At 40.6% G+C, this 12,474-nt stretch carries 6 protein-coding genes; 4 read left to right on the top strand and 2 right to left on the bottom strand.

Features of this window, described 5'->3' with window-relative positions:
• Nucleotides 1–22 precede the first annotated feature (22 nt).
• Nucleotides 23–529: a hypothetical protein gene (locus OD757_RS14090; protein ID WP_009393267.1), complete on the bottom strand. Its 507-nt coding sequence runs from the start codon at nucleotides 527–529 to the stop codon at nucleotides 23–25.
• 169 nt (nucleotides 530–698) lie between these two features.
• On the opposite strand from OD757_RS14090, the gene OD757_RS14085 reads away from it, so the two are divergent.
• The 3 genes from OD757_RS14085 to recD all read left to right on the top strand — a co-directional run bounded on the left by OD757_RS14085 (nucleotide 699) and on the right by recD (nucleotide 9,899).
• Complete coding sequence (locus OD757_RS14085) at nucleotides 699–4,334, top strand: exodeoxyribonuclease V subunit gamma (protein ID WP_263032259.1); 3,636 nt, start codon at nucleotides 699–701, stop codon at nucleotides 4,332–4,334.
• A 3-nt stretch (nucleotides 4,335–4,337) separates the two neighbouring features.
• A complete protein-coding gene (locus OD757_RS14080) occupies nucleotides 4,338–8,039 on the top strand; it encodes a UvrD-helicase domain-containing protein (RefSeq protein ID WP_263032258.1) in 3,702 nt (1,233 codons plus the stop codon).
• A gap of 108 nt (nucleotides 8,040–8,147) precedes the next feature.
• Nucleotides 8,148–9,899: an exodeoxyribonuclease V subunit alpha gene (recD, locus tag OD757_RS14075; protein ID WP_263032257.1), complete on the top strand. Its 1,752-nt coding sequence runs from the start codon at nucleotides 8,148–8,150 to the stop codon at nucleotides 9,897–9,899.
• 699 nt (nucleotides 9,900–10,598) lie between these two features.
• Here recD and OD757_RS14070 read toward each other — a convergent pair.
• Nucleotides 10,599–11,897, bottom strand: coding sequence for a serine hydrolase domain-containing protein (locus OD757_RS14070; RefSeq protein ID WP_263032256.1), 1,299 nt, complete (start codon nucleotides 11,895–11,897; stop codon nucleotides 10,599–10,601).
• Nucleotides 11,898–12,107: 210 nt separating this feature from the next.
• On the opposite strand from OD757_RS14070, the gene rpsO reads away from it, so the two are divergent.
• On the top strand, nucleotides 12,108–12,377 hold the full coding sequence (gene rpsO, locus OD757_RS14065; protein ID WP_002114951.1) for a 30S ribosomal protein S15: 270 nt from the start codon (nucleotides 12,108–12,110) through the stop codon (nucleotides 12,375–12,377).
• Nucleotides 12,378–12,474 lie beyond the last annotated feature (97 nt).

Here is a 12,474-nt window from a genome sequence, read left to right as displayed (position 1 = left end):
GCTCTCAGCTAAAATGCACATATTAATTTACAATTGTGCCACGGCTTTTTTGCTGAATACGTTTTGCAAGATTGTAACTGTCATTTAGATGAGTTTCTGCTATTTTCTTCATCATGAAATAGCCTAAACTTGCTGCTACAATTTGCCCGCCTAGCGGTATAAATTTAGTCACCTGTTTCGTTACGATTTTGCCAAAAAAGCCATTAAATGTTTTTTTAACGGTCGTGCGTGCTACCACAAAGCCTGAAAATTCAAAACCGCGTTTACGCAATTCATCCCAATGAATTGTTTTGGTTTTTGGGTCATAGACACTTACGTGTTCAGGTGCTAAGCCAAAACGGGAATTGATATCTGGAATCAGGTGCGACAATATTCCCAAATCTATCACCACGTCAAAAAAAGGAATCGGTACAATTGCCGCTCCTGCTGAGACGTAAGCTCTTTTTTTGATGAGGTCATGGCACTCATCGCGAATTTGTTCCAGATTTAAGCTAGGATCAATATAGTCAGGAATCTTATCAATTTTCATAATGTTTACCTGTATGAGTTTCTTGATGGCGTCATTCAAACCAAGTGTAAGTGACACTTAAAGTTAAATTATGCTGTGTTTAAACCAACGTGACATAGTCAGATTCAGTTGTATAGTAATGAATGTTTATGATTTTGTGCATAAATTATGCAAGCAGGATATGAAATAAATGGGGATTCATGTTATTCAAAGTCAACGTATTGATGTGTTGTTGCAAGGTGTATTAGCGTCTACATCTCAAGCTTCAACGCATCCATTACAGGTTTTGAAAACCCAACATTTTATTGTTCCAAGTCCTGCGGTCGAGCAGTGGCTGATACAAAAACTTGCAGAACAGCAGGGCATGAGTGCCAATTACCAGTTTCATCAACGGGTACGAGGTTTCCAGTGGTTTGCCTATCAGCAAGTATTAACTGCGCATAAAGAGCAGGTTCGTAAAGCGAACATTCCGCGTTTGATTTTTAAATGGCGGGTGCATCAGGCTTTGCACGAATTTATTCAACCTGACACGATGAGCATTGATACATCGCATCCTTTACATTCTATTGTTCAGCGTATTTATGACAGCGCAGATCGACTCGAACACGGCATAGATAAACAGTTAAAAAAACAAAAAATGCTGTATTGGGTCGCTGAGCAGGTTGCCGATTTATTTAGCAACTATATGATTTATCGCGGACAGTGCCAGCGTGGGTGTGAAAATAGTTGTACCTGTCCAGAAAACTGGTTGTCTGCTTGGGGGCAGGGCCGATCATTAGATATTGAAAAATATATTGTACAAAAAGATGAAGATGTGACTGCTTTTGCATTACATCAAACGCAAGAGCTAGAACGCTGGCAGCGTTGGTTGTGGCAACAACATTTTCATGATGACTTTTTGCAGATGCAGCAAATTGATGCGTTGTTTTGGCAAGAATTAGAGCATCCGGACCGCAGTAAGCGTGCTATTTCAAGATTACCTAATCAAGTGGTGATCTTTACGTTATTAGATTTACCGCCAAGCCAGTTACAGTTTTTACGTCGCTTAGGGCAATACGTTGATGTGCTGATTTTGCACTATAACCCCTCACAAGAATATTGGGCCGATAGTGTCGATCCACTGTGGAAGCAGCGTTATGACCTAGGGGTGAAAGAGCGTTTTATTGCGAAAAACCCCAAGGCAACAGATGCTGAAATTAACGATTTCTTTAATAAATTTACACTCAACTTTAATGCTGAAGCGCGTGAGTCCAGACATCCGCTTTTAACCAGATTGGGTAAACAAGCCCGCGACCACTTTTCGCTATTATCAAATTTATCTACGGGTGAAGAAGGTAAGTGGGTTGATGCTTTTGTAGATGATTTTCCAGAAAGTTTACTCGGTAAAGTTCAGTCAGATATTTTGCATTTGGTGGAACCTCAGGCTAAGCAATACGAGCTTACCCCAGATGATGATTCTATTCAGATTCATGTTTGTCATTCGACATTACGTCAGCTTGAGGTATTAAAAGAGCAATTAATCTGTTGGTTGGCTAAACCGCATGAACAGCCGCGCCGTCCAAACGATATTTTAGTTTTAGTTCCTAATTTGGCCGATATAGAGCCTTTAATTCGAAGTGTATTTCCCGCTACTGCCACTGAGCAGGGCGTGCATCTGCCAGTGAAAATCGCAGGTGTTGTATCACTCGATGCACTGAATGCTTGGCGTGCCGTAATTGGGCGTATTCAGCTGATGCAAGGACGTTTTAGCTTTGATGATTTTGCTGATTGGTTAAGTTTGCATGCGACCCAACAACGTTACGAACTTGAGTATGTTCAGGTCGAGCGAATTTTAAATTTACTTGCCGATGCAGGCTTTAAACGAGGGCTTGATGCAGAACATCTCAAGCGCAGTTTGTGTGACGGTGATGACGATTATCGGTATAGCTTTAAATTTGCCTTAGAGCGATTGGCTCTTGGGATTGCCGTGCCTGTGCATGCGACATTTAATCAGGTGTTGAGTTATGCCAAAGTTCAACCGAATGATTTTGAGCTGATTGGTACACTCATTCAGATTTATCAGGATTTGAATGAGCGCCGTGATTGGTTAACCCTACATGAACAGGGGAAAGTTCACACGGTTGAATATTGGCTTCAAATACTCGGTAAAGATATTGTTGAATTTGAGCAAGTTGGTGTTGCTGCTTTAAAAGCTGTTCGGGAAGTTGTTAAAAAACAAGAACGAATGTTGACGCTCGCAAGTTATTACGCCGAGACAGAAACAGGAACTTTACGTAAAATTACCTTGCCTCTACCTTATATTATTGAGGAAATTCAGCGCACCTTAGAAAGCCAAAGTGCACAAGCTGAACCGACTGGGCAGATTACCTTTGCCCAAATTGGACATATTCGACCATTACCTTATCGCTTAATGGTCATGCTAAATCTGGATGCAGGGCAATTCCCAAACCGTGATACGCATGTTCCATTTGATTTGATGGATGCACTGCGCCAACAGTTAGGCGATCGCTCTCGACTTGAAGATGACCAAGGTGCTTTTTTAGATGCTTTATTATTAGCCCAAGACAATTTATGGCTGTTTTATAACGGGTTTGATGTGAACGATGGCGAGGTACGAGAACCTTCCAGCATTCTTCAAGAGTTCCGTGAGCATCTTGCTTTAATTGTGAAAGCTGAAACTGACGTAACTGAAAATATAGTTATTGAAGGAATCGAGATTCCTTCACAGTTAAAACAACTCTATCACTTACATGATTTACAGCCCTTCGACCCGAAAGGTTTTACTGTAGAAAAAAGTGTTATTCGTTACCAAGATCACTGGTTTAAGGTCGCTTCACAAATTCAGCAAGTCTCAGGAAACAGACAACCGTGGGCGAATACGACCTATCCGCTACAAGCGCCTGATATGTTGGTTCTAGATAGCCAGCAGTGGATACAGGATGTGACATTCCCAGCACGGTTATATTTGAAAACTTTAGGGGTAGAAAATTTAGGAAGTGTCGGAGTGCTCGACCAAAATGAACCGTTATTATTAGATGGTTTAGGGCGTTATGCGATTCGACATTTTTTACAGCAATCTGAGCAGCAAGCACAACCTGAAGTATTAATTGATCAGCTGCCTGTAGGTAAAGTCAAATATAGCGCATGGCAACAAGGTGTGTTTGAGCAAGAATGTTTGCTTGAACGCCTTCATCATTATGCGCCAGCAGTGACACCAACGACTCAGCGTATTTGGCGCATTGCTAAACAGCTTCATATGAATATTACGGTTCCGAAGTCTGAAACTCAGGATTGGGTCTGTATGGAGCCTTCAAGCGCTCGGGCAAAAAGACGCGCTAAAGTCTGGTTGGAACACTTACTTTGGTTAGCTTATTTGAATGAGGGAAGTGCAGGCGCTGAAAAACGTCGTATTGTAGTTTTTAGCGATCAAACTGTGATTTGTAGTGGGGTTAGTTCTGAGCAAGCTCGGCAATATTTACAGCCATGGTTTAAAATCTGGCGCCACGCACAGCAACAACCCTTGGTTCTACCAGCAGCCTTATTATTAAAACCATTAGAAAAAGCCAAAGCATATCAGTGGGAAACAGTAAATCAGGCAGAAAAAGTAAAACTGGATGAGAAGAGCTACGCTGAGCTGTTAAAATACTGGAATGAAACAGGGTCATTTACCACAATGGATATGACTCAAAATGAAGCTTGCAAGTTGCATCGAGACTGGAGCTTTATTTTACAAGAACAAGATGCGCAAGCTTTGCTTCAACATGCTTGTGATGAGTTTGCGTATGATCTGTATCATCCAGTTTTTCAATTTCAACATTCGGAGTAAGACATGAACTCAAGAGTACAGGTGTCTTATCAACCTATTATTGATATTGATTTTAGTGGATTACATTTAATTGAAGCCTCGGCGGGCACAGGAAAAACTTATACTTTATCGAGCTTGATGGTCCGTATTTTTCTTGAAAAGTATTTGCCTAGACAAGTGATTGCAACCACGTTTACCCGAGCTGCCGCTGCTGAGTTAAAAAGCCGTATTCGTGCCCGTTTGGTTGAAACGTATCGTTATTTAGATGCCAAGCGTAGTTTTACAGAACAAGAATTAATTACGCAGGCAGAGCAAGAGCCTGACTTATTACTCCAGCATATTCTAAAGCATTTTGCGACGCGTATTGCCTATGCGTGTGAACGTTTAAAATTGGTCATCGATCAGTTAGACGAGTTATTTGTCGGGACACTCGATAGCTTTAGCCAAAAACTATTACGTGAGTTTGCTTTTGAGAGTGGCAAAATTGAGCGCGCTCAAATTACCGATGATGCCAAAATCTATAGTCGGCAACTGATCCATGATGTACTGCGTGAATGGATACAGTCTCAACCTCAGACTGTGATTGATGCGTTGTATTTGGCAGGTGAGCTTAAGAGTGTTGATAATTTTGTTAAACTGGTCGAGGACTCACTTAATTTTAGTTCGGCTCATTTTAAACTTCCCGAAAAACCAACCATTCAATTTGAACAACTTACGCAGCTCAAACAATTAGCGACAGAAATTGATATCAGCCTTTTAGAAGCATATTACTTGCTTGATGGCGAGCACTATAAACATGTGAACGGGACAGTATTTAGAAATGGGGCATTTAATAAACTATTTAGTGAATGTTTACCGCAGCTACTACAAGTTCTAAAGCAAAGCGAAATTATTTTAGTTTTTGATGGGTCGTTAGCCGCACAACGAGAACTTATTTTTAAGTTTTTAGGTCAACTTGCCGATCAAAAAGTTTTTAAGAAATGTCCTGCTGAAATTTCAGATGGTTTCTATCAGCATTCCTGTATTCAGCAAATTCAGAAGCTGTTTGGTGTGCTGAAAAACTACGCCGAGCAGTTCGACCAGCTTCATATTTATTTAAAAGCCTATTTATGTGTAGAAGTTAAAAAACGCTTACCACAGGTTTTGCAAAATAAAGGTGAAACTACTTTTTCTCAGCAAATTCGTACACTTTCTGAAGCTTTAAAGGGTGAGCAGGGGCAACGTTTTGCTGTATTTGTGCAGGCTCGATATCCCTTAATTTTGGTTGATGAATTTCAGGATACCAACCAAGATCAAGATGACATGCTGGCGAGCATTTGGCGCCATCCAGAGCGCTACAAAAAAGGTTGCATGATTATGGTGGGTGACCGTAAACAGGCGATTTACGGTTTCCGCGGTGGGGATATGCTCACCTTTTTAAATGCCTATAAAGATATTCAAGCCAAACATGGTCGTGAATATAAGTTAATTCATAACCATCGTTCTGTTGCTGATTTGGTTGAAGTGGTCGATGCCTTATTTCAAAGGCAAATCGACTTTGGCGAAGAGGTTCAATATGACCCAATTCGAGCAGGAACTCGGCCTCATCCTGTACTGATTGAGCAGAACAATCATAATCCTCATCCTTTGCGCTGGTTAATGCTCAAAGATAAAGAAACAGAGGCTCAGCAAGTTGCATGGAAGATTCGAGATCTACTTAACCAGTCACATGCTGGAGAGCTATATTTTCAAAAAGATGCACAGACTCAAACCTTAAACGAAGATGATATTGCGGTATTGTCTCGTAATCATGATGGGCTGGATAAAGTTCAATTTGAGCTAGAACGTTTAGGAATTCGGGTTAACAGGCCATCAAAACGAAGTGTTTTCGATTGCACGATTGCTCAAGACGTTGGTGCTTTGTTGACTGCCATACTTCATCCTTACGATGAAGCAAAAGTGAAGCGAGCTTTAATTAGTCGTCTATTTGCTATGGATTTAAAGCAACTATTGCAGCTTGAGCAGACAGCCGAAGGGTTAAGCCGGTTTATGACTGGTTTTGATGCTATTAGAGAATTGTGGTCCGCTCAAGGCTTTTTAGTGGCTTGGCAACAATGCCTCATCCAGTTTGATATATGGCAAAATTTGGTTGCAGCTCAAAGTAAAGATAACGAACGCGTTGTGGTGAACTTACGTCATTTAACTGAAATTTTGAGTCAGCACAGCGAAAAATACTCAGGTGCTCAGAACCTTTATCACTGGTATCTCAAACAGTTGCGTTCTCCTCTTGACCGTGACTGGGAGCTAGAACGTAAATTGTCGAGTGAAGCTGGCGTTCAGCTCATGACAATTCACCAGTCAAAAGGTCTGGAATTTAAGATTGTTTTTTTACTAGGTGCAGACAAGCCTTTTCGAGAAACTAATAAAACTCTCAATTTTTCGACTCAAGATATAACCTTGCCTGAATCCAATCAGACCTTAATTCAACGAGTCGTTGCGATTGCTGATAAGACATATTTGAATGAAATTGAACTGAAACAACACGAAGAGCGAGCACTCGCTGAACAGAATCGTCTTTGGTATGTAGCGCTCACGCGAGCAAGTCATCGTGTTTATGCACTTTTACAAGATCTTGATGGTAAGTCAGTATCGGGTCTCGCGTTTTGGAAAAATAGAGCTGAACCCTTTCAACACCGTTGTTGTACGGATGAAATGGTTTTGGAGCAGATGCCTCAGGCAATTCATTTAGCTAAACAATCAACTGTTATTGAATTAGAAGCGCAGCGTTTTCCTGAACAACGTTTTTATTCTAGAGGGAAAACCAGTTTTAGTTATTTGGCACAGCATTTAAAACATAAGGCTGGCACAGATTTATTGGCAAGTCAGAGCAATGATGCTGTATTGGCAGAAGATGAGTTGGACTTGGTCAACACTGTTGAAACAATCAGTGCTCAGTCAATTGACTGGATAAAGAGTAATTTTCCGAGAGGAACGCTTGCTGGTAATTTCTTACATGAAATATTTGAGCATATCGATTTTCAATGTTCAGATGAATGGATTATAGAAATACGTCGTCGTTTTAAAAATGACTATAGTAGCCTTTGGCAAGATTTACTTAATAATTATAAGGAGAGCTTCCCCGAAGAGGAAGAAGACGCCGAAAATCTGCTTTATCAGTTAGTTGCAGAGTGGCTGAAAGATATTTTGCGAACGCCGCTTTATCAAGGTTTTCGATTGAACCAACTTCAACCAGAGCAGTATTTGTCAGAGTTTCCTTTTTATTTGGCACTGTCAGATCGAGTTTTAGCCATGACACGTATTCAGCAACTCTTTGCTGAATACGGTTTGCATATGCCAGAACTGCTTGAGGCTCGTTCAGCGCGTTACCTTAATGGTTCTATCGATTTGGTTTATTTTGATGGGCAGCGTTACCACATTGCCGATTATAAAAGTAATTACTTAGGTGATAATCTTGCAGATTATCGTAGCGATAGCATTGCCCAAAGCATGTCTTTAGCAAGTTACTGGCTACAAGCAGGTTTATATCTCGTTGCATTACATCGTTATTTGCAAGTCAAAATGCAGAATTATCAAATTGAGCAACATTTGGGTGGGGCAACTTATCTTTATTTACGCGGCATGAATGGTGAGACTGAGCAAGGGTATTATTACTGGCAACCTAGTATCGAGTTTATTCTTCGTCTTGATGCCATTTTAGGGTATTTTGCTGAGGATAAAATAGCGTGAAAAATGCTGATAAAGTATGTAATTGTATTATTAACAAATATTTGGCATGTGGATAAGCCTGTCTATAACCATGTGGACAAGCGTGTGGAAAACTAGGTGGATAAGTGTGTGGACAATCTAAATAGCTCTGAACAAGCGGATTTAAGCTGGTTAACAACGTGGAGTAACTTCTTAAATCAGGCTCCATTTACTGAGCAATCGCAAGTGCCAGAAGCCACTTCTTATTTGCAGCAACTGATTGAAGCGAGCTTACAAGGCGATAGCTATATCGATGTCAGTTCTGAGCAAATTGCAGCACTTGGTCAGCTTGTGATATCTGCTGATCAAGCAACTTCGAAAGTTGCCCCTTGCGTCTACGATGAGCAGGGGTTGGCATTATACCGATATTGGCATCTAGAGCAACGCCTTGCAGAACAAATTTGTAGATTAAAACAACAATTAATCCAACCTGTATCTTGTGATGACTATATAAGCCTACTCACAGACCCTCATCAACAGGCAGCTTTACAAATGGTTGCTCGGCAGAGCCTGAGTATTATTACTGGTGGGCCGGGTACAGGTAAGACCTATACACTTGCACGTATTATTGCTGTGCTCGGACAGGCGATTCCACATATTCGTGTTGCGATGGCCGCTCCAACAGGTAAAGCAGCGCAGCGCATGCAAGAAGCCTTACAAAATTCATTTAACGACCCTAAATTGCTTGAGTCCGGATTAATTAGCGAAGAGCTCAGAAATCAGGGAACACAAACAATTCACCGATTATTAGGGATGGGGCATAGTCAAACGCCACGATTTAATCAAAAACAACCGCTTCCTTATGATGTGATTGTAGTGGATGAGGCTTCCATGCTGGATTTAAATCTGGCAACTCTTTTATTTGAGGCCGTACCAGAGTCTTGCCGGATTATCTTATTAGGTGATGCAAATCAGCTCGCTTCCGTCGACGTCGGAGCGGTACTCGCTGACTTACAACAAATACAGGCACTAGCTGACAACAGGGTACAATTACAAACCAGTCGCCGTTTTGCTGAAGGGGCGTTGATTGGGCAGGTGGCACGTTTTATTCAAATGCAAACCAGTCAGATCAATCATGAGCAGGTTTTGCAGCAGTTTGAAATTGATATTGTTCAGGTTTCTGAATTAAAGCCTATAGCTTTACAAAATGACATGCCAGATGTGGTTCAGCTTGAGTATTTGCCAGAAGGGAATCATACAGAAGTCGAAACTTACTATCAGAAACTCATGTTAGGTTTCCAAGGATATGTAAAGAGTCTAAAAAATTATTTAAAAGAAGAACGCTCGATTGAACAGGTCCAAAACGTCGTAAAAGCATTTGATGACTACCGTATTTTAACGGCTGTTCGTCATGGCCCATTTGGGTTGCAGCAGTTAAATCAATATGCACAGCGTTGGTTGCAGCAACAACTTTCAATAGTGACTCTCGGAGGATGGTATATCGGCCGTCCTGTAATGATGACTTATAACGATTATCAGCTGGGTATTTCAAATGGAGATATTGGTCTGTGTTTTGAACATAGAACTCAGCCACAGCAATTTGAAGTATATTTTCCAAGTCTAAATAAATGGGTAGCAGCAAACCGACTACCTAAAAGTATCCAAAGCGCATTCGCTTTAACAATTCATAAGTCGCAAGGTTCTGAATTTACCCACACAGCTGTCGTTCTCGATCAGGCCGCAAAGAATTTATTAAGCCAAGAACTTATTTACACGGCAATTACACGCGCTAAAAAAGTAGTAAGTCTTTTAGTTCATCCAGAAGCTTTACTGCAGTCGTTTACAGTTCGTACTACACGAAAAAGTGGTTTAGTTCAAAAAGTTAATCGGCTAGTTCGTTAAGCCAAACTTAATATTTTTACCTTTGTAAGAAAAAGCTTACATAGATTCGAGATATTTGCTGCTAGAGTACACCCTACGTTTTTGAGATTATAAACGCACAACGAGCTTGGCACGGAATGTCGGGCAAAATCGCACAATAATAATAACTTAAGTCGAGAGACTGCGAACTTACAATGATGTAGGTGTATAAAGAGGAAACTTACAGCCGCTAAGCCTTGTAGTTTTGGGAGAGACTACAGGGCTTTTTTATATTCTCGATTTTATTTACTTCTAACAGTTATTAGCGAATTCCAGATTTAAGCCTCTATTGAAAGAGATTTTTCTTAAAAATTTATATCAATAATATCAATATATTTATCTGTAATATGATTTTTAAACGGCCATTTTTCCTGTGAATTGTTAAGTTATATGTTATACAGAACTGTACGTTAAATGTTAAAAACCTTGATTTATTAAATATTAGACAGACCTGTACGTTTTTGCTTACATGATGATAAGAAAAATACTACTTTTCTTCATAATTGGATGTGTCACAATGCATCACATAAGGAAATAGAAAAAAACAACGGAAGTGAGTTAAAACAACAAGAAGGATGTGACTAGCATCTCACCAACGATAATAAAAACAGAAATAACACGATAAACAAAAACTACAGCGCCAAAAACCCAAGCAGAAATGCTTGGGTTTTTTATTTGCTTTTACACTAAGTTAGTTTCATGAGAGTCGCTACCAAACAAAGATCGGCGCTGATCTCTAGGGATGCGTGGGCATTGTGTTGAAATCTGATAAAGCAGGTTGGCTAAAGCGGGCAGGTGCGTTCCAACCACAGATTTGCCCGTGGTTAACAAAGACACACTAATATCTCTTTCAGGGTCGGCCCAACATAAAATATTGGAGAACCCTAAATGACCAAAAGCTTGACCTGTCATTGGGCCAAATAAACCAATTGGATTGCTACCTAACATTGGCCCCAAAGCGTAACGCATTGGAATTAATAGAGTACGATCAATGTTAACGCCTGTGGTCGGCAGTGTTGCCCTGAAAATCGTTTTCTCACTGAAGATTTGCTGACCGCCATAGCTTCCTCCACTTAAAAGCATTTCAAAGAAGCGCCCAGCTTGTTCTGCACTGGTATAGATATTTCCGGCTGGGCAAATTGTATCCATAAAACGACTATCGTTCGTCACATCAACTGCAAGTTGCAACCCTCCACCCAATACATGGTTCAGGTAGTGATCTGTCCCAAGGCGAGGGTGTAAACCCGTTGCACAGTTTAAGGCAACCTCTGAGCGGTATTCTGGTTTTAAACCATAATTGAAATAAGGCATTCCCATCGGTTTTTCGATAGTTTGATGCACGAACTCACGTAAATCTTGCCCAGTCACCCGTTCAATCACTTCTCCTAAAATATAACCCGCCGTAACGGCATGATAGGCAAGATGGTTTCCGGCAGGAGACACCGGTCTGGCAGCATATAAACGTTTTAAAATTTCATCTTTATTAAATAGTAGTTCGGGTGTGACATCGCCATCAATATAGGGAATGCCACCACGGTGTGCTAATAAATGAAAGATAGTCGCACGGCGCTTACCATTTACGCCATATTCCGGAATATAGTAACTCACTGGATCAAGCAAATTGATTTCACCTTTTTCATCTAATAGATGAATTAACATGGCGGTGATCATCTTTGATGCTGAAAACAGGCAAACAGGTGTATCTGGAGTCGCAATCAGCGCATTCTCTTGTAGTCCTGTCGGAGAGTTCCCTTGAGCATATCCAATGCTTCTGTTCAGCAAAATTTTACCTTGTCTGCGTAAGCAGAAGGTAATGAGTGGATAATTTCCAGTTTTATATAATGCTTCTACACTGTTCCAGATTTTGTGAATCTGGCGTTCAGTCATTCCACCCTGTTCAGCAGCAACCTCATCCTTACGATGAATAACTTGCTCAAGATTGTCCGGTACTGGACAAGTGTTGGTTGAAAAAAATTTCACACGTCCCTCGCGCTTCTTTCTTTTTATTCAAGGGTAGTGTGCAGGGTTAACATGCTGATGTCAGTGTCTAAAATGACAAGTTACTGAAAACTATTTTGCAATCCACCTATAGATACCTTAAAATAGGCAACTTGCTGTAGTGATGCACGGCAGTCAGTTGCCTCAACTGATTCATATCGTTTACTTTTTTAAGCATCTCGGAGAAATCGAATGGCTTTAACTAATGCAGACCGCGCAGAGATCATTGCTAAATTTGCTCGCGCTGAAAATGACACTGGTTCACCAGAAGTACAAGTAGCTTTATTGACTGCTCAAATCAATGATTTACAAGGTCACTTTAAAGCTCACAAACACGACCATCATAGCCGTCGTGGTTTGATTCGTATGGTTAACCAACGTCGTAAATTGCTTGACTATTTAAATGGTAAAGATCACGGTCGTTACACTGCTTTGATCGGCGCTTTAGGTTTACGTCGTTAATTCGATTTTCACTTTGTTTTCGCTATTTCGCATGTCGCAATGCTTTATCGCTGAAAAGAGAGTTTCACTTAATTTTAGGTTAAGTGATTTTTAGAAG

This window comes from Acinetobacter sp. AYS6 (assembly GCF_025630795.1).
In the GTDB taxonomy this organism is placed as follows: Bacteria; Pseudomonadota; Gammaproteobacteria; order Pseudomonadales; family Moraxellaceae; genus Acinetobacter.
This window is presented reverse-complemented; position numbering and strand designations above follow the sequence as displayed.

Bases quoted from the DNA above. Each gene is read 5' to 3' on its own strand.
- OD757_RS14090 (WP_009393267.1), bottom strand. From the start codon at position 529: ATGAAAATTGATAAGATTCCTGACTATATTGATCCTAGCTTAAATCTG.
- OD757_RS14085 (WP_263032259.1), top strand. From the start codon at position 699: ATGGGGATTCATGTTATTCAAAGTCAACGTATTGATGTGTTGTTGCAA.
- OD757_RS14080 (WP_263032258.1), top strand. From the start codon at position 4,338: ATGAACTCAAGAGTACAGGTGTCTTATCAACCTATTATTGATATTGAT.
- rpsO (WP_002114951.1), top strand. From the start codon at position 12,108: ATGGCTTTAACTAATGCAGACCGCGCAGAGATCATTGCTAAATTTGCT.